Source organism: Microtetraspora sp. AC03309, from assembly GCF_020826795.1.
Classification (GTDB): Bacteria; Actinomycetota; Actinomycetes; order Streptosporangiales; family Streptosporangiaceae; genus Microtetraspora; species Microtetraspora glauca.
The window spans coordinates 1-17,461 of sequence record NZ_JADDIL010000066.1; the positions used below are offsets into that span (position 1 = coordinate 1).

The 17,461-nt window shown below is 67.3% G+C and carries 15 protein-coding genes and 1 pseudogene; 7 read left to right on the top strand and 9 right to left on the bottom strand.

Annotation, left to right across the window (positions count from 1 at the left end; translation table 11 throughout):
* Window positions 1-118: 118 nt before the first annotated feature.
* The 5 genes from IMZ11_RS31400 to IMZ11_RS31420 all read right to left on the bottom strand — a co-directional run bounded on the left by IMZ11_RS31400 (window position 119) and on the right by IMZ11_RS31420 (window position 4,549).
* Window positions 119-340: a hypothetical protein gene (locus IMZ11_RS31400; RefSeq protein ID WP_228646043.1), complete on the bottom strand. Its 222-nt coding sequence runs from the start codon at window positions 338-340 to the stop codon at window positions 119-121.
* Window positions 341-343: 3 nt separating this feature from the next.
* The gene (locus tag IMZ11_RS31405) at window positions 344-823 is read right to left on the bottom strand and encodes a hypothetical protein (RefSeq protein WP_228646044.1); all 480 of its coding nucleotides are present in this window, start codon (window positions 821-823) and stop codon (window positions 344-346) included.
* Window positions 824-1,069: 246 nt separating this feature from the next.
* Complete coding sequence (locus tag IMZ11_RS31410) at window positions 1,070-2,002, bottom strand: phosphotransferase family protein (protein WP_228646045.1); 933 nt, start codon at window positions 2,000-2,002, stop codon at window positions 1,070-1,072.
* Between the two features lie 170 nt (window positions 2,003-2,172).
* The gene (locus tag IMZ11_RS31415) at window positions 2,173-3,042 is read right to left on the bottom strand and encodes a hypothetical protein (RefSeq protein WP_228646046.1); all 870 of its coding nucleotides are present in this window, start codon (window positions 3,040-3,042) and stop codon (window positions 2,173-2,175) included.
* Window positions 3,035-4,549, bottom strand: a complete 1,515-nt coding sequence (locus IMZ11_RS31420; protein WP_228646047.1) for a hypothetical protein — start codon at window positions 4,547-4,549, stop codon at window positions 3,035-3,037. The genes IMZ11_RS31415 and IMZ11_RS31420 overlap by 8 nt, the downstream gene beginning before the upstream one ends.
* A 351-nt stretch (window positions 4,550-4,900) precedes the next feature.
* Between IMZ11_RS31420 and IMZ11_RS31425 the strand changes: the two genes are divergently transcribed.
* Window positions 4,901-5,695 carry an inositol monophosphatase family protein gene (locus IMZ11_RS31425; RefSeq protein WP_308066875.1) on the top strand — a complete coding sequence of 265 codons (795 nt, stop codon included), beginning with the start codon at window positions 4,901-4,903 and terminating at the stop codon, window positions 5,693-5,695.
* A 387-nt stretch (window positions 5,696-6,082) separates the two neighbouring features.
* Here IMZ11_RS31425 and IMZ11_RS31430 read toward each other — a convergent pair whose 3' ends face one another.
* Together IMZ11_RS31430 and IMZ11_RS31435 are read right to left on the bottom strand one after the other, a co-directional pair.
* On the bottom strand, window positions 6,083-6,787 hold the full coding sequence (locus IMZ11_RS31430; protein ID WP_228646048.1) for a hypothetical protein: 705 nt from the start codon (window positions 6,785-6,787) through the stop codon (window positions 6,083-6,085).
* A 1,309-nt stretch (window positions 6,788-8,096) separates the two neighbouring features.
* Window positions 8,097-8,288: pseudogene (locus IMZ11_RS31435) on the bottom strand (hypothetical protein); the annotation flags it as partial.
* A 159-nt stretch (window positions 8,289-8,447) separates the two neighbouring features.
* Between IMZ11_RS31435 and IMZ11_RS31440 the strand changes: the two are divergent.
* Together IMZ11_RS31440 and IMZ11_RS31445 are read left to right on the top strand one after the other, a co-directional pair.
* A complete protein-coding gene (locus IMZ11_RS31440; RefSeq protein WP_228646049.1) occupies window positions 8,448-9,467 on the top strand; it encodes a sigma-70 family RNA polymerase sigma factor in 1,020 nt (339 codons plus the stop codon).
* A gap of 119 nt (window positions 9,468-9,586) precedes the next feature.
* Entirely contained in the window at window positions 9,587-10,570 is a 984-nt protein-coding gene (locus IMZ11_RS31445; protein WP_228646050.1) for an alpha/beta fold hydrolase, read from the top strand.
* A 253-nt stretch (window positions 10,571-10,823) separates the two neighbouring features.
* Here IMZ11_RS31445 and IMZ11_RS31450 read toward each other — a convergent pair whose 3' ends face one another.
* Window positions 10,824-11,765 carry a MerR family transcriptional regulator gene (locus IMZ11_RS31450; protein ID WP_228646051.1) on the bottom strand — a complete coding sequence of 314 codons (942 nt, stop codon included), beginning with the start codon at window positions 11,763-11,765 and terminating at the stop codon, window positions 10,824-10,826.
* 262 nt (window positions 11,766-12,027) lie between these two features.
* Here IMZ11_RS31450 and IMZ11_RS31455 point away from each other — a divergent pair, with 262 nt between their 5' ends.
* Window positions 12,028-12,381 (top strand): hypothetical protein, encoded by a 354-nt coding sequence (locus IMZ11_RS31455; RefSeq protein WP_228646052.1) that lies wholly within the window; start codon window positions 12,028-12,030, stop codon window positions 12,379-12,381.
* Window positions 12,382-12,816: 435 nt separating this feature from the next.
* Here the strand turns inward: IMZ11_RS31455 and IMZ11_RS31460 are convergent, their stop codons facing one another.
* Entirely contained in the window at window positions 12,817-13,539 is a 723-nt protein-coding gene (locus tag IMZ11_RS31460; RefSeq protein WP_374463030.1) for a DUF4352 domain-containing protein, read from the bottom strand.
* A 281-nt stretch (window positions 13,540-13,820) separates the two neighbouring features.
* Here IMZ11_RS31460 and IMZ11_RS31465 point away from each other — a divergent pair, with 281 nt between their 5' ends.
* From IMZ11_RS31465 to IMZ11_RS46400, 3 genes are all read left to right on the top strand, one after another.
* Window positions 13,821-14,348 carry a hypothetical protein gene (locus tag IMZ11_RS31465; protein ID WP_228646054.1) on the top strand — a complete coding sequence of 176 codons (528 nt, stop codon included), beginning with the start codon at window positions 13,821-13,823 and terminating at the stop codon, window positions 14,346-14,348.
* Between the two features lie 99 nt (window positions 14,349-14,447).
* On the top strand, window positions 14,448-16,244 hold the full coding sequence (locus tag IMZ11_RS31470; RefSeq protein WP_228646055.1) for a glycosyltransferase family A protein: 1,797 nt from the start codon (window positions 14,448-14,450) through the stop codon (window positions 16,242-16,244).
* Window positions 16,245-16,312: 68 nt separating this feature from the next.
* Window positions 16,313-17,335 carry an energy-coupling factor ABC transporter permease gene (locus tag IMZ11_RS46400; protein ID WP_228646056.1) on the top strand — a complete coding sequence of 341 codons (1,023 nt, stop codon included), beginning with the start codon at window positions 16,313-16,315 and terminating at the stop codon, window positions 17,333-17,335.
* Window positions 17,336-17,461 lie beyond the last annotated feature (126 nt).

A 17,461-nucleotide genomic window follows, 5' to 3' on the forward strand; every position in this document is an offset into this window, starting at 1 on the left:
TTGGCGCATCGGGAAAATTGTTCAGGCCGCACTCGTCCTGCTCAACCACGAGCACAACTGGACCATGCCAGCGTCACACAGCGTGATCTTCAGTTACTGACAATGGCTCACTACCCTGCTACGGGGCGCGAATCTGATCACCAAGCAAGACGTTAAGGACATCGAGGCTTGCGGTGGGATACGCAACGCGGCAGCGCACGGTCTCTTCGATCAACTGAGCAGTGAGCGAGCTGGCGTGATGGAACTGCAGACGAACATCCTGCTCCGTCGACTCGCCGATCTTCAGATCGTCGAGAGCCAAACCTGAGGCCCGCCCCTTCAAGGAGCGGGCGCTCTTCACTGCTTAGTTGAAACAATCCTGCTTGTTAAGCGCGATGCCGTACTCGGTGACCTTGCCGTGCGTGACGGCGAAGGTGTAATAGGCCTTCTTGTTGGCGGGGACCGTGATCACATAGTAGTCGTGGACGTCTTTCTTGATGTGCGGGTAGGCCGTCTTCAACTGCTTGGCGGTCGAGCCGATCTTGATGCCTTCCGGGGTCTTCATGCCCTTCGCGGCGAAGATGGCAGCCAGTCCCACGCTCGGCGAGATGTAGATGCCCACCGAGTCCTTGGGGGTCGGGAACTTCTTCAGGTCCCAGCCGGAGCAACCGCCGTTGCCCGGCAGCTTCTTGACGACGTCCCCCGTCGCCTCGGCCTGCTTGACGGTCATGCCGAGCTTGACGGCACCGTAACCGTAGGGACCCAGCGTCGGCTTCGTCTGGGCGTCCGCCGCGGTGGCGCCGGAGACCAGCAGCGAGCCGGCGAGGAGCGAGGCCCCGATCATCGTCTTCATCATGTCTGCTTTGACTACGAAGCGCCGGGAAAGGTTCTGATGAATTACATACCCGTGAAGTGCTCTGCCCGGTCCGGTACCGTGATCGCACAGTCAAGCGCTCCGGCTTTCCGGCGGCTCAAATGAGCAAGGCCCGCACATCTTCACGGGTGTGCGGGCCTTCTTCGCGTTGTGGTCGTGCATCTCACACGAGAAGCGTTGGGATGGAGTCCGGAGGGTCGAGCATGGTGGTCCGCCTTACCAGCCGGTGCGGTATCTGGTCCACGCTATGGCGGCACCAGCCGCCCGCCGCTGATATGCGCGCAGGTTGGGAACTCCAGGCGGTGACGGCTGGCGGCTCATCCTGGTCCAGTAGCCGGCGTACGCTGCGGCGTAGCTCGTGATCACCTCTGGTGGTGCAAGGTCCCAGTATGGGATGCCGACCAGCGTCTTCTCTGCCCCGACAGGACTGTGCCCCGCCATGATCAGGTGAGGCATGAGATCGGCGATATCCTGCCACGCCGCCCCCTGGCTCGGCTGCGCCCAGTCCACAACGTAGGCGCCGCCGCTAGCCACCAGCAGGTTGTCGGGTCGGATATCCCCGTGGACGAGGGTTAGGCCGTCAGCGTGCGCTGGCCAGACGGCTTCGAGGACGGCGAGGTCGCTGAGGTGCTCGCGCCCCCACCAGTCGAGATCCGCAGGCGGAGAGGTGGCGAGGTCACCCCACCCGTGCAGGAGGCCGGCGCGGGTGGCAGAGGACGGCTGGAGGTCAGGCAAGGGCGACGGGGTGAGCAGGTCAGCCATGGCTGTGAGAGCTGATATGACCGTGGGAATGTCGGCTGAGCCGGGTGACAGGTCGGCGTGGCGGCCGTCGATGTCGTCGAAGAGCAGTACAACCCACCCGGCAGACGAACCGTGCCACCGCAGCCGCGGGCTCGGCACCGAGGGCGGTAGACGCTCCCCGGTCTCGGCTTCGATGAGGTACTTGCCGGCCAGGACGTGCGCGGCGGGGATGGCCTTAACGAACGACCGGTCACTGTTTTGAAGGACGAGTCTCGCGGCGACTCCCGGCGAGAAGCCGCCGCCCTGCACATCGGCGGAGACCACGGTCGAGCCGAGATGCGCGGTGACGAGTTCGCGAAGCTCAGTTGGAAGCTCCGCCCAGGATGGGCGGACGGCGGTGAGCCCCAACGGGGGATGGTCGGACGACACGGAAGAGCCCCTCATGGTCATAGGGAAGGCGGGCAGGTGACACCACGCCGAGCAGGTGCCGGCAGATGCCTGGCTATCCCTGCTCGGCGCCGGTAGCTCGCCGCCCTATGGCCTGATGGGGCATGAATCAACCGTAGCGTCGCGAGCGGTCAGTCGAGGGCAAGATGGTGCCGGTAGGCGTCAATCGACAAGCAGAGCTTGTCCACGGCCTGCGGGGCGGCGCGGTGCGCGAGCGCGAGAATGCGCTCCAGCGAGTCGGTCAGGGACCGAACGGTCGGGACGGGCGGGCTGGCGATCAGCATGTCGAGTTCGCGCAGGCATGCCTGGCCGATCGGGGTTTTGCCGAGGTCGGTGTCGAGGTGGTACCAGCCGTAGAACGCCGTCTGCGGGGACAGCGCGGTCCGGATGAGGCTGCGTGCGGCGGTGTGGAGCATGTGAGTCTCGGCGTAGGCCATGAACTGCTGGCCGCGCATGAGCCGCTTGTGGATCATCCAGGTGAGGACCAGGGCCTCGACGATGAGCTGTTCGCAGGTGGGGGCTGCCGACAGGTGGCGGTTGATGAAGTCGTCGTTAGCCGGGTCATAGAGGTGGATTCCGGCGTCGGGGTTGGTGTAGACGATGCTGCCGCTGGTGAACGCGGCGATGCTTGTGAGTCGGTCGGCCGGGGCCAGGTACAGGTCCAGTTGGTAGAGCCTGCCTGCGTGCTCGATCAGATGGACGTACCCGAGGCCGCCCATGCGAGGCACGATCGTGTCGAGCCAGCCGGGAACGATCGCGCCGAGTTCCGTGGCCGCGAGGGCGTCGTGCACGGCGACGAAGTCGGCGTAGGCCGATGGGGTGATCCCGATGACGAGGTCAACGTCAGACAGCCGGTCGGAGGTGCCCCGCGCGATGGATCCGCGGACCAGTAGGTGCGTGACGGCGGGGCTGGTCGCCAGGACGTCGGTGACCTTTTCCATGATGGCGAACTGGCTGGGCCGGTTCAGGTGTTCGAGTGTGTCGAAAGCGATCCTAGGCACGCGCGGGCTCCTTTCCGCTGATGCCGAGGAGAATGGATTTGCGGCTCTGCGACATCTCGGCAGTTGGGGTGTCGCCAATGGCGGCGTACATGTCGCTGATGAGGTCGTAGGTGCGGCCTTCGGGCAGGGCGTGGGTGAAGTAGAGCCGAAGCAGGTTCCGCTCGGCTGCCCTGATGTAGCCGACTGCCGCGAGGGAGATGGCCTGCTGGAGCTGCTTGTACTCCTCCTCGCTGGTGAGCCCAGGGAGAGCACGGGCAGATCCCTCCGGAAGCTGCTGGTCGGCGGTCGGCGCGGCCAACGTGGGATTGGCGTAGCAGTCGAGGATCAGGTGGGCGCCAGGTCCGTGCGCAGCCGTCCCCGCCGCTCCGGCGTCGGTAGCTGGCTCGGGTGGAGGCCGCGGCCAGCATGGAGCGTCGGGGAACGCTCGCAGGTGCAGGCGCGCCGCCACGTTGGCTGTGAACCAGGTGAAGAAGTCGCTGCCTGGGTCTAGGCCCGCGCGCGCCATTTCACTCCAGTCCTCCCGGTCAAGCGTCGCAAGGTACTGCTGCAGGATCTGGTTGCGATCTTCAACGGTGCAGCCGAGCCGTTCCGGTGGCTTTTGGGCCAGGTGATCGGCGATGACTGCCGCGCTGACGTACCTGTTCACGGTCGGTGTTTGGCGACTGAGGTGATCGGCGTGTGCTTGGAGGATGATGCGTGCCGGTGGGTAGTGCTCCAGGGTCATGCCCATGCCGCCGCAGTCAGCCATGACCTCCAGTAGTCGGCCGGTGTGATCGACTAGGTGGTCGTCGACTTCAGCCGCGGTGATCGCTTCGTGAAGGTGGGCTGCCGTGGCGACATTGCCGGCGAAGTAGCCGTTGAGGAAGTCGCCGTCGCAGGCGTGACGCAGCAGCCACGAGCGCGATTCGGCCCCTCCGACCAGGCAGAGTGCCTCGATGACATAGACCCGGCCCCAGCCGGTGACTCGTTTGGCGAGCCACAGCAGCGCCTGGTCGCCTCCATGGCGGCGTTGGAGAGCACGGGCGGCCAGTGGACCGAACCGGTTCGACAGGAGACCAATGGTCCGGATTAGTGGGATGTCCTCTTCTGCCCAGCCGGCGGCGAGCAGTGCCAGCCCGACGGTGGTCGAGCAGCGGTCGGTGCTGTGCTGCACGAGCCACTGCCCGGTGTGTTGAACTCGCTGCTTCTCCGCCCGCAATGCCGCGGCAGTGATGTGCTCGTTGTGATGGATGGGGACGTTGGCGTCATGGAATGCGTCGGCGAGTGCGCTGGGCGGCGCATCTGGCTTGGCAAAGTGGCCGTCCAGGATGCGGGCAACGTCTGCGCCTACGAGTCGCCGGTCTTTCGGCGCGGGTGGTCGGGACCGTCGACGGTGGAGTTCCTCGTCGGGATACGGCTCACCGTCACGAGGCAGGGGCGAGTCCGGATCTTGCTGATGCAGGTGCATCGCGTAGTCGAACAGGCTGATCTGGGGTCCGAGCGGTCCAGGCTCGGTCGTCTCGCTCACCGGCGGGCGGAGGACTCGATTCTCTCGATCATGTTCGGAACGATGCCAGCCCGGTACGGCCTGAGGCAAGGAGTACCAGGCGCCTGGCAGTGGCTTTCGCATCCGGAGCATGCGCGGATTGCCCTCGCCGAACGAGGCAGACAAGCCGTACGAAGTGCCATCGCGAAGGGCGAGAGGCGCCTTCCACTTTTGATCCGCAGGGTTCCGGGCTCGAGGCCCCAAGCGCCCATCATGGGCATACACGTTGCGCGCCTGGTGGCTGCGGGAACTTGGGCAACAGCTGCAAACCGCGGGGAATGCGCGCTGCGTTACACCCAAGGTCCGGCGGACGACAGGGCTATGGTCCTGACCATGTGGATCAACAAGGTGACCGAGATACTGATCGACGCTGCCGAGATCGCGATCCTGCCCCGGTTTCGGGCGCTGGCCGATGGAGAGGTTGCCGAGAAGTCGCCTGGCGAGGTGGTCACCGTGGCCGACCGTGAGGCCGAGGAGTTGATCAGCCGTCGGCTGCGCGGCGTGGTGGACGCCCCGGTCGTCGGTGAGGAGGCGGCCGCTGGCGATCCTCGACTACTCATGGCTCTACGTGAGGCACCGGTGGCCTGGCTTGTCGATCCGCTGGATGGAACCTCGAATTTCGTTGCCGGGCGCTCCGAGTACGCGGTGATGGCGGCGCTGGTGCGCGACGGGGAGACGGTGGCGGCGTGGATCGTGCGCCCAGCCGAAGGCTACGTCTATGTCGCCGAGCGAGGGTCGGGGGCCTGGCGAGATGGGGTTCGGGTGCGCAGGGAGCCTGCTCCCACCGACCCGGCGGCGCTACGCGGGGCAGCGCTCACCAGGTTCCTCGATCCACCGGCGAAGGCACAGGTCGAGGCTGCAGCGCCTCGATTCGCCGCACTGGGGCCGGGCACCGGCTGCGCGGGTGTGGACTATCCCCGGCTGCTGGACGGCGAGCAGGACTTCGTCCTGTTCCAACGGACCCTCCCCTGGGATCACGCCCCCGGCGTCCTGCTGCTGACCGAGGCGGGCGGTGTCGCGTGCCGCCCGGACGGTAGCGCCTATCGGCCGGCTGACCCGCGTCCAGGATTGCTCAACGCTACAGACATGAACTGCTGGAACACCGTGCGCCCGCTCCTGCTGAGCTGACCCAAAGCGATCCCCGACCCAGGGTGAGCGCAGCTTTCTGCCGATAGCACGGCGATCATAGGGCCGGTGACGTACATGGGCCGGTAGGGAGCGTCATAGATCCGGTTTCGGGAGCCACCGGGGGAGAGTCACCAGAATGGACGATCATGAACTGAGCCGGACGGATATGGACGGCCGGAGTCTCGATGAGCAGCACGGCGAACGGTTCCGAACGATCCTGGAGATCGTTCGGGGACCTTGTAAACAGAAGGTCTGGGGTTCGATTCCCCAGAGCGGCTCCAGCCCAGAGGCCCCTTCCCGTGATCAGGAGGGGGGCCTCTGGCGTTCGTACAGCAGCGAGATACAGCAACGCGCTCTAACGAGCATCGGCTGTGCCGGAGATGATGCTCAGCCAGAGGGCTCGGTCTGTTGCCTGGAAGTGATGGCCGCAGCCGAGACCTCGGACGGTACGTATCCACATCGCTCTGGGGAGCAGTCCGTCTGGTGATCGCGCCTCCAGAGGTAGGTGCTCCGCTCTGTGGCTCTGGCGATCTGGGCAAGGCGGCGTTGTCGGATGCGTGAGACGGTTGACGGAAGGGCGATGAACGTCTCAGGCAGCACGGCCAGTGAACGCGTCACCTGCTCGCCATCGACCATTTGCAGAAGCACGCGGCACTGCCACCAGCGCCGCGCCGCGTCTGGATCCGGCCAGTAGTAGGCCGCGGGATCGGGAAACAGGAAGTGGGTGGCGCTCGGGTCGAGGTGGGCTCGCAGCCACGAACTGGCCTTGCCGAGCCCAAGTCGGAGGCGCCCGGCTTCCTCGTAGAGGGCATAGATCCCTGCGCTGTCCACGGCTTTGAGCATGCGCGCCTGGTGGGGAAGGGGCTGACGGCCTGCTGGGGTTTTTACCGGCCACCCCCACAGGAGGCCGAGGCGTTGCCGCGTGCTGAGCAAGGCAGGCCCCTTACCAGGGGTCGGAAGCGGCGGCGGAGGCGTCCAGCGGTATCCGTCCTCGCTGATGCGCTCAAGAATCCACGCCTGCCCTTCTGGTCCGGCGGTGTTCCAGGTCCAACTCATCGGCCGTTCCGTCATCGCCCGCTCCCGGCGGCTCATTGGCGCTCCTCTACGAGAGGGTTGCCAGTTGTCCGGTCTTGTGATCAACGGCATGTTGTGGCACAGGTTCGCCAGAAACCTGATGCGGTCGAGGTCGGTGGAGGGTGAGCTGTCGTCTGGCAGTTGCTGGGCACGTCGGGCGATGTATCGGATTTCGACGAACGCCCTGGCTGCGAGAGACGCGGCCAGCTCTCGATCATCAATCTCCCGGACAGCAGCGTCCCCGCGAGCCGGCGTTGCGGGGATGGGGGGCGATGATTCGGATGCGTGTGGCTCCTGCTCCTGGCTGTTTGGCCCAGTCACGGCACGAGCTTAGGGCGTCCTCTGTAGCGCGTCACCTGCAAACAGCGCACAACAGAACGGCCGACTATGGCAACCGCTCTCACGAGCATTGGGAATGATCAGTCGAGCGAACGCGCCGTCGCGACCCGTGAAAGCGTGGAAGCTTCTGCTCAAGCTTCGCTGCCCCTGTCGCACCACCGCCATCCTGCAGGACACCCTCGTCCTGCAAGTCTTCGAAGACGACCGCTACTCGCGATGGAAATGCTCCCTGATTCAACGAAGCGCTATTTCCTGGGAGTATCGCCTTTCGAGGCTTCTGGAAAGATGGCGTGGCAACGTCTCACCGTTGACTGGACGGGACCCGCACTCCGCTGGATGCGCCGGGTTTACCGACCGCTCTCGGGCAGGTGGTGTCGGTGGTGTCGATGGTGTCGCTCGTGTCGGCCCTGCTGTTTCTGGCACGAGGCCACACATCTGGGCATGTGTCGCTGTATACACGCGTACTGACAGCCTTCCGGCTGGTCTCTACATACCTTGTGACAGGCTACCTCTGCCTTACGGCTACAGAGAGCACCACAGTCGACCGTCGGCTTCGGGTCGGGCCGTCCTGGCAGTGGGGCGGCGGCCAGGCTATTCGCATGCGGTGAGATGGCGACGTCGATGTAGGTGTTCGTGGAGGGAGAGCCGTTTGATGTTGCGGCACCTCTCGCGGTGGCGTCCGCCAGAGCGGAGCCGCTCGACATCGCGACACCTCCCGCGGCGAGCGCGCTAAAGGTAGCGACTAGCAGGGCCCGACGCGCGATATTGTGGAACATTACGCCTCCCTTTGGCCAAGCAGACCTGCCTTCGGCCCACTCCTTCCTGTCGTGCACCGGCGCGCGATACTTCTGGGTACCCCGCCGCCAGTCGGCTCTTTTTTGGGGCGCGTAATTACGGATATAGATTCGTATTTCGACTTTGCGGGCAAAGTCGAGCGCCGTGCAATATGGTTGGTGTAGAAATTCCCCGGCCATAGCGATTTTTAGACCTAAACTTTCCAGGAGTGGGGCCCTTTCCATCCTGATTCTCGAGCCTGAAGGACGTGAACAGCATTGACGATCTGACCGGTTCGTTTGGGGCAACAGCGTAGTTTCTGGAGGACGCGCCAGTTCTTCAGCTGTGCTTTGGCCCGCTCACCGGGACCGCGGAGCTTGGCGTGAGCTGAGTTGGCGATCTTCTGCCCGACCACGCAGGAAGAGCCATCCCGGCCCTGGCCAGCGTTCCAGCAGGTTGGACGACCTCCGGCGCCCTTGCCTGCGGGCTCCTCGCTGCGTCCGGCCTCGGGGACGCGGCCCCGGTATCGTCGCTCCCGTCGCCCGGCCTTGAGAGGGGATATCGGATGACGGCGCTGTCGGCCGCAGACGACGCCGGGAGCGTGCCCAGGCGCGATTCCGGTGACATGGACCTTGAGCGGTTCCGGGTTGAGCTGGGCGGATACTGCTACCGGATGCTCGGCTCGGCGTTCGAGATGGAGGACGCCGTGCAGGAGACCCTGGTGCGCGCCTGGCGGAGCCTCGATCGGTTCGACGAGGCCCGAGGGCCGCTGCGGTCGTGGCTCTACACCATCGCCACCAACATCTGCCTTGACATGCTGCGCAGCGCGCAGCGCCGCGCCCGCGCGATGGACCTCGGCCCGTCCGCGCAGGCCGGCCCCGACCTCGGTGTACCGCTGCCGCAGAGCATGTGGCTCGAGCCGATACCGGACGGCCGCATCCTCCCCGCAGGCGGCGATCCGGCGGAGCTGACGGCGCGGCGCGAGACGATCCGCCTGGCGTTCGTGGCCGCGCTCCAGCATCTGCCGCCTCGCCAGCGGGCGGTGCTGATCCTGCGTGACGTGCTGTCGTGGAAGGCGGACGAGGTCGCGCGGTTGCTGGGCTGCACAGTCGCGTCGGTCACCAGCGCGTTGCAACGTGCCCGCGCGACTCTCAAAACCATCGAAATCGCTCCCGCCGAGCCGGTCCAGCCGGTGGACCAGGCGCAACGGAGACTCCTCGCCCGCTACTGCGAGGCCTTCGAGCGCTACGACGTGGAGACCCTGGTGTCACTGCTGCACGAGGACGCCACCATGTCCATGCCGCCGTTCTCGTGGTGGCTGCGCGGTCGCGCCGAGATCCGCCGGGCGCTGCTCGCCGCCGGGCGGCCCTGTGAGGGCGCTCGCCTGGTGCCGACCGTGGCCAACGGCTCGCCGGCGTTCGGGCAGTACCGGCCCAGCGGGCCGGACGGCCACTTCCAGCCGTTCGCGCTCATGGTCGTGGAGCTCTCCGGCGGACTGATCACCGAAACGACGACCTACCTCGACGCCGAGCGGATGTTCCCGCTCTTCGACCTGCCCGCCACTCCCGTCGCCGCCGTTCCCTGACTCTTCTCCCGGATCGTTCCGGATGAGCGATGAGTTTCCACGTGCCGTTTCGTACTACAGGCGAGGGCGCATTTCACGCTGACATGCGCCAGGAGCGGAAGCGAAGGGACGAAGGCACGATGGCCGACTATGTGGACGTCAACGGCGTGAGCATGTGGTACGACGACCGCGGCGAGGGCGATTTCGTAGTGCTCCTGCACGGCGGCCTCACCGACAGCAGAGATTTCTCCGGGAACCTCGACGCACTGTCTGGGCGATTCCGACTCCTGCTCCCCGAACGCCGGGGCCACGGCCGTACAGCCGATGTGCCGGGACCGATCACGATTGAGGTGATGGCCCAGGACATCGTCGCGTTCCTGGACAAGATCGTCGCAGCTCCGGTGCGATTGGTCGGCTACAGCGCCGGGGCGGCCGTGGCGCTGCGGGTCGCCGTGAGCCGCCCCGACCTGGTCGACAGGCTCGTCCTGGTCAGCGGCGGCTTCCATCCGGACGGCATGATCCTCCGGCCTACCGCCGACGATCAGCCGCCCGCTCCTCTGGTCGCGGCCTATGCCGAGGTGTCACCCGACGGTGCCGACCACTTCCCGGTGGTGCTCGCCAAGATCGCGCATGCGGCGGCCGAGGAACCGGGCATGGCACCGGCCGATCTGCGCGCCGTCACCTGCCCGGCGCTGGTCATGACCGCCGACGACGACATCGTGACCTTGGAACACACGCTGGAGCTGTACCGGGCTCTGCCGAACGCGGAGCTGGCCGTCGTGCCCAGGACGTCGCATCTCCTCCTGCACGAGAAGCCGGAGCTGTGCACTCGACTGGTGACCGACTTCCTGAGCTCCGAACCCGCAGCTACCTGGATGCCGGTCAGCCGCGCCGGCTCGCATACCGCTTTCGGCCCTTTCAGCCATGAACAGGGGAACCTTCCTCCGGACCTCGCCAAGCCCGCCCGACGCGCCCTCGTCGCCGCCGGATTCACGCATCTGGGACAGCTCACCCTGGTCAGCGAGGCGGACCTCGGCCGCCTGCACGGCATGGGCCCCAAAGCGATGGATCAACTTCGCCGGGCTCTCACCGCGAATGGTCTCTCCTTCGCAGAGGAGAGGTGAACCACGCCTGCGGAGATCGCACCGGTGGCTCTGGGGTCCGATTCCCCAGGCGGCGCGCAGTTCAAGGTCCCTTGGGTCTTGACAGGCTCCCCGTTGGCCGCGGGCTCCCCGCATCCGTTCGCGGCCCACTCTCCAGGGCACCGGGATCGCGGCGTTCGGCGGAGCCGCCGCCGGCGTTCGCGTACGGGAGGCGCAGGCGGATTCTCGGTCGGCACCGCCGGTCGCCGGGCAGCCGGCGGGCACACGCTCCGGGTCACTCCTCCGGCATCCGGGCGCGCAGGGCCCGGATGAACCAGTCGAACACCGGCACCAGGCTTTCCGGGGCCGGCCAGCCGTTGATCACCGCGAGCAGTCGGAAGTACAGCTCCCTGCGAGGGTCGTTCGCGGTCTCCAACCGGGTCAACAGGCGACGTCGGAGGTCGACGTCGTCGGGGCAGTCGAAGACGTACGCGTATCGCGCCGTGACCGCCGCGACGACAGGGTCGGCCTGGGGCGAGGCCGGGTCGATACCGGTCGCCAGGGCCGGGCCGGCATGGTCGCGGACCATCGCGGTGGAGTCGCGGCGCAGGGTCGTCGTGTCGCCCTGGGCATGCTCGGCCGCATGGTGCTCGGCCATGCGCCGCACGCTGGCACGGAAATCCGGGTCCTGGGACAGTTCGGCCAACTCCACCCACGCCTCGACCTGCTCGGCCTCGGGGTTGTCGGGCAGTTCGGGGGTCATCGAGCGCCAGATCCCCGCGAACCGGGCCGTGGCGTCCAGGCCGCCGAAGACGGTGTCGAGGAAATCGCCGATCAGACGTCGACGCTCGTCCTCGGAGAGTTTGGCCAGCTTGTGCATGAGTTCCATCTCCTTGGGGCTGGACCCGCGTTCGGCCACCGCCGTCAGCACCGCGCACCGTAGGCGCAGCGTTCGGATCTGCACCGCCAGTGCTTCGGCGTGCGCCGCGGCGACCTCGGGAAGCGAGATCTCCCGGTCCACGACCCTCCGGATCGTGGACAGGTCCAGTCCCAGGTCGCGCAGCGTCCGTACGAGGTCCAGGCGTGCGACGGCGTCGATGCCGTAGCGGCGGTAGCCCGCGGGGCTGCGGTCTGTCGGCGGCACGATCCCGAGGTCGGAGTAGAACCGAATGGCCTTGACCGTCAGCCCGGTCCGCCGGGCCAGATCACCGATCGAGTAGAGCGTGTCGCCGTCCATGCCCTCACCTTCGCGCCTCCCCTTACTGGAGACTCAAGCCCATTCGCCCGCCAGCCGGCAAACCACGCCTTATGTGCATAAGTCCGGATAATTCCTCGCCGGGCAGTCGGATGCGGGTACAGGCAGGCACCCGTTCCAGGCGTGTACGGAACAACTGATCACCGATGGACGAGATCGTTCGCGCCACTCATACTGAGGTCGGCCGAGGGCGACGGAGGCGTGCATGCGTGTTCGCGGGATGGTCGTTGCGTCAGTGCTGGCTATGACAGCCATCGCGGGTTGCGCCGAAGACGCCGGCCCGACCTGTGACGAGGCATTCCGCATCCTGGACGCGGCGGGAGCCGAGGCGAAGAGCACGGCGGCCCAGGCCACGGGGTCGGCGGCGGGCAGGCCCTTCGCGGAGGCGGCTACCAGACTGCGCGCTCTGGAGACCTCGAACGAGGAGATCAAACGCCGCCTCGCGAAGGTGGCGGGAAGTCTGGACGAATTCGTCACGTCGCTCGACGAGGGCCAAGCCGGCGCGAAGCTCCAGGAGGCAGTGGTGAAGCTCGACGTGAACGCGTTGTCGGGCATCTGCGCCAAGCACGGCTGGAAGCCCTCGACCGCTGGTTCCTGACCGGGCCGGTGCCCATGTCCGCGACCGCTCGGGGACGGCCGTTCCACGCTCGGTGAGAACTGTCGTATCCCTCTGCCACACTGGACAGCATTGTGATCATATCCCCGCCTCGTCCAGACACCGTCGCCACTGTCTTGCCCACCGCGGACGGTGACGTTCTCGTCATTCCCTACGTCCTGCCCTTCCGGGTTCCCGCGGAGGCGCTCACCATGACCGTCGCCGAATGGCTCGGACTCGACACGTCCTGATCACTGCCGGGCTCGGCGAGATCTCGGGCGTCCACGCGAGCGAGCCGGGTCTCGCCAGCGGAACCGCCTGCCGTGCGCCTGAAGCGACAGCGCCGAGCGGATGAGGTTCGCCGCCGAAGGTCACGTCCACGGACGTGACCCCGGCGAACCGCTGGGCAGGGCGTCTGTGCCGTGTGCGCGTCGGCGGCTACTTCAGCGAGACCTTCACGCCGCCCGAGAACATGGAGTCGTGCAGTTCGATCGCGACCGGTTCCGTGCCCTTCGGCACGTCGAACAGGACGACGCCGCGTACGGAATTGCCCGGGTTGACCTGCTCGTAGAGGCTCTTGGACTCGGCGAGATAGAGCGCCGCCTCGGAGTCGGCGGAGTACTCCCTACCGGAGGCGTCGAAAAGTTTCTGCGCGTCTCCGGCGAACGACTGGGCTTCGTCGCCGATGTTCTTCACCGTCATGTTGACCAGGACGAACTCACCCTGTGCCGACTTGCCGAGGACGTCGTCGCCGACCTTCGAGGCGGTGTCGAGCTTGGTGACCTTGAACGAGAACCTGCCGTCCTCGACCACGTCACCGATGCCGGCGGCACGCGCCTCCCGGGACGTCTTCGGGCCGGTGGCGGTCGATGGGGTGTCGTCGCTTCCGCGGGTGGCGATCGCGAGGCAACCTCCGACAAGCAGGACCGGCACAGCCACCACAGCGGCGGCCCAGATCAGGCAGCCGCGCTTCTTCCGCGCCCTGCGCGGGACATAGGAGCGTGGAGGATGCGTCCGTCCATGGCCGGGCTCGGGCTGGGGCGGGGGGCCGTATGGCTGTGACATAGGGGGATCGCCTTCGACGCACGGGTGTTGGTGTGGTGTTGACGTGTGCCCTGACGTGCTGGTTTGCGCGCTATGCGCGAATGGTTGGAACTCCATGCGGGGTCATGGGGGCGACACGCCAGGGGCGACAGATGACCGCGCTCGGGACCTGATGGGCTGGGGCAACCCGAACGGGCCTCGGCTCGGCGGGGACTGCCGCAGGCGGCCGTCGGCCCCGCTGTACGGGATCGCCGTGATCTCGGGAAGGCGAAAAACGTGGAAACGGAAGCCGGCCAAATTTCGCCAAATTGAAGCTGATATTTCCCGATATTGTCCGCAGGGTGGAACCTCCGGTGCCGGTGACAGAGGCGCGTAGAGACGTCTGGTGGTGGCTTTGGGTGATTGCGCCACCCGCCCTGGCTGCCGGGGTGACATTGGGCGACGCGATGTTCCCGGGTGGAAGCATCGTCTTCACTCTCGCCACCGCGGCGGCCTGGGTATTCGCGTGCTTCGCCTGGGCGGCGATGCTTTGCGCGCCCGAGTTCAGGAAGCGCGTGGCCGTCCTGCTCGCGCCCGCCGTGGCCGCGAGCACGTTCGGACTCGTCGCCGCGGACATCCCCTTTCGCGCCGCTTTTCTCATGTCCAAGCCCGCTCTGACGAGGTTCGTGGAATCGCTGCCGGTGACGGAGGGACCGGACGGGCAGGAGCAGGAGGAGTCCGGGCCGCGGTTCCGGCTCGTGGGGCTCTACCCCGTCGGAGGATGGAGTCGCGACGCCGGAAGTGCCTACCTCGGCATCGTGGGCGGCGGTGGGCTGCTCGAATGGTGCGGCCTCAGGTACCTGACCGGTGATCGGATCGACGATTACGTCTACTCGTCGGCGCGCCGTCTGGATGACGATTGGTACGTCGTCTGCGAGGACTTCTGACCCGTGGAGCGGGAGGCCGCCGTACGGGATGGGTGTGAAAGGTCAAGAGCTGCTCATTGGCCTGCTACGGATCGGGTGGTCGTCACATAATGTTTCGCGATGGAGACGGTGAGTGAGTGCCCGGTCGACGTCAGCATCCTGGTGCCGACGCACAACTGCCGCGCGTACCTCGACCGGTGCCTCGTCTCCCTGCTGATCCAGCGGGTGAGCAAGGAGATCATCGTCGTCGACGACGGCTCCACCGACGACACCCGATCGCTCCTGGACCTGTACGCCGCCCACCATCCGAACGTGATCAAGGTGGTCTACCAGGACCACTCGGGCACTCCCGGCAGTCCGCGCAACCGCGCCCTCGCGCTCGCCCGGGGGCGGTACGTCTTCTTCTGCGACGCGGACGACTATCTGGGTGCGGACGCGCTGAACCGGATGCTCACGACGGCCGACCACAACGGGGCGGACATCGTCCTCGGCAAGATCATCGGACACGGTCGCAGGGCGCCGGAGTCGATGTTCCGGGAGAACGCCGACCGGGTCACCCTGCTGGAGAGCACGGTCTACAACAGTCTGGTCTGCTTCAAGCTCTTCCGGCGTGACCTGCTCGACCGGCACGGCATCCGGTTCGACGAGACGCTGCGCGTGGGTGAGGACATGGTCTTCACGGCCCACGCCTACTGCCACGCCGGCGTGATCTCGGTCGTCTCCGACTATGACTGCTACCACCTGATCTCGCGGCCGGACGGCAGCAGCGTCATGCAGGAGCTGGGGAGCCGCGACCCGCTCGCCTGGCTGCGGATGGCCCGCGTCCCCATCGGGCTCATGGTCCGGCACGTCCCGCCCGGCCCCCTTCGTGATCACCTGTTGCTGCGGCACTTCAGACTCGACGTGTTCGACCAGCTCGGAGCTCCGTTCCTGGCCGCGGACGAGGCCGATCGCGAGAAGATCGCCATCGAGGCGGCCGACATCTGCGCCGAATGGCTCACCGAAGGCGTGATCGCGCGGCTGGGGGCCGCCGACAGGATGCGCGTCGAGTCCCTGCACGACCTCGACCGGCTCGTACGGCTGGCCCGCGTCGAGACGGCCGCGCTCCGCCATCGCCTGACCACCCTGGAGTGGGACGACGACCGCCTGGTGATCGGCGGACACGTCTCCCTGGACGGGTTCGAGGGGGACGCCTGCCTCCTGCTGAGGGAGCGCACCACCCGCCGCGAGAGGCGCGTCCCGATCACGAGGGTGGCCGACCTGTTCAGCGTGTCGATCCGGGTGACCTCGCTCCCGACCGGGATGTGGGACGTCTACGCCGCCGTCGACTGCGAGGGCGTCCGCAGGCTCGCCCGGCTCGGCGGCGAGCGGATGCCCGGCCTGGACCGCCCGGAGCCGCGGTTCACCTCCGGTGTCGTCGCCCTGCCCTACCTCACCCGGCAGTACGGCAACCTCAGCGTGGACATCGGCGGCCATCTGGCCCGGGTCCCCGCTTCCGTACGGCTGGCGGGAGCGAGGTGGCTGCGCGACCGGTTGCGCGTTGAGGGAGTCGTCGAGGTGGCGGGCGAGCCCGCCGGCGTGGCCGTACGCCACCTGGTCTGGCGGGAGCGGCGGTCCGGTCGGGAATGGCGCACGGCGGCAAGGGCGGTGGCGCCCGGCACGTTCGTGGCCGAGATGCGATGGCCCGCCCCCGGCACCTGGGACGCCTATCTCGAACTGGACGTGGGCGGCCCGCCCGTCCGATTCCCCGTCAAAATCGGCGATCTGCGGCATCTGCCGCCGCCGCTGGCGTGGTGGAGCGGCCTGGCCCGGTGGGGTGCCCGGCCGTACGCCACTGCCGTCAACCGTAGGCTCAGCACGGCCGTACGTGTCGTGACGCCGTTCACCGTCCTCCGGAAGCTCCTCCGCCGCCGCTAATGCGAACTGTTTGCAACTGCTAGGCCATGTCCTAAAGTTGTCGCAGACGCGCATTTCGGAGGCTTGCCGTGCATGTACCCGATGGGTTCTTCAACGCTCCCGTTTCACTCGCGGCAGGGGTCTTCGCCGCCGCGGGAGTGGCCGTATGCCTCAAAGGCGCGCGGAACGAGCTGAACGACCGCACCGCCCCGATGGCGGGGCTCGTCGCGGCGTTCATCTTCGCCGTCCAGATGCTCAACTTCCCCGTCGCCGCGGGGACCAGCGGCCACCTGCTCGGAGGGGCGCTGGCCGCGATACTCGTCGGGCCGTACACGGCGGTGCTCTGTGTGGCGGTGGTCCTGCTGGTGCAGGGCTTCTTCTTCGCCGACGGCGGGCTGACCGCGCTGGGCGTCAACATCACCCTGATGGCCGTCGTGACGTCGGTGGTCGGGTGGGCCGTCTTCCGGTTGATCACGCGGAGCGCCCCGCGCAGCCGTACCGCCGTGGTGGTCGGCTCGTTCGTCGCGGCGGCGGTGTCCGTACCGGTGTCGGCGCTCGCCTTCACCGCGCTGTTCTGGATCGGTGGCACCGCGCCCATCGACCTGGCGGCGGTGGCGGCGGCGATGGGCGGCGTGCACGTCCTGATCGGCCTGGGCGAGGGCCTGATCACCGCGCTGACCGTCAGCAGCGTCCTCGCCGTGCGGCCGGACCTCGTGTACGGCGCCGCCGGCCTGGCCCGCCGCCTGGTCCTGCGGACCGCCGACGGCGAGGTCCCGGTCGATGAGCCGGCTCCCGCGCCGAAGGCCGGCATCCGGCCCATTCTGCTCGGCGGCGGCCTCATCGCCGTGCTGCTCGCCGGTGTCGTGTCCTTCTACGCCTCCGGCTCGCCCGACGGCCTGGAGCGGGTGGCGGCCGACAAGGGCTTCAACGCGGGCGAGAAGGCCAGCAGCGTCGGACACTGGCCGCTCGCCGACTACGGCGTCAAGGGCGTGGAGAACGAGCGGCTGTCCCTGGGCGTCGCGGGCGTCGCAGGGGTCGGGCTGACCGTCCTGGCCGGAGGCGCGGTCTTCTACACAGTGCGGCGACGCAACCGGGTCAAGGCCGCCGCGTGAGCGGGACCGTGTCACCCGCGACTGTGTTCTCCGCGACTGTGTTCTCCGCGATCGTGTCCCCAGCGATCGCGTTCCGCGCGATCGTGTCACCCGCGACCGGCTTCGGCGCGACCGCCGCCGCGTGGT

What these genes read in the sequence shown, in the direction of transcription:
- IMZ11_RS31455 (WP_228646052.1), top strand. Translation starts at nt 12,028, where the DNA reads ATGACAGCCATCGCGGGTTGCGCCGAAGACGCCGGCCCGACCTGTGAC.
- IMZ11_RS31445 (WP_228646050.1), top strand. Translation starts at nt 9,587, where the DNA reads ATGGCCGACTATGTGGACGTCAACGGCGTGAGCATGTGGTACGACGAC.
- IMZ11_RS31430 (WP_228646048.1), bottom strand. Translation starts at nt 6,787, where the DNA reads ATGAGCCGCCGGGAGCGGGCGATGACGGAACGGCCGATGAGTTGGACC.
- IMZ11_RS31470 (WP_228646055.1), top strand. Translation starts at nt 14,448, where the DNA reads ATGGAGACGGTGAGTGAGTGCCCGGTCGACGTCAGCATCCTGGTGCCG.
- IMZ11_RS31460 (WP_374463030.1), bottom strand. Translation starts at nt 13,539, where the DNA reads ATGGAGTTCCAACCATTCGCGCATAGCGCGCAAACCAGCACGTCAGGG.
- IMZ11_RS31405 (WP_228646044.1), bottom strand. Translation starts at nt 823, where the DNA reads ATGATCGGGGCCTCGCTCCTCGCCGGCTCGCTGCTGGTCTCCGGCGCC.
- IMZ11_RS31440 (WP_228646049.1), top strand. Translation starts at nt 8,448, where the DNA reads ATGACGGCGCTGTCGGCCGCAGACGACGCCGGGAGCGTGCCCAGGCGC.
- IMZ11_RS31425 (WP_308066875.1), top strand. Translation starts at nt 4,901, where the DNA reads ATGTGGATCAACAAGGTGACCGAGATACTGATCGACGCTGCCGAGATC.
- IMZ11_RS31450 (WP_228646051.1), bottom strand. Translation starts at nt 11,765, where the DNA reads ATGGACGGCGACACGCTCTACTCGATCGGTGATCTGGCCCGGCGGACC.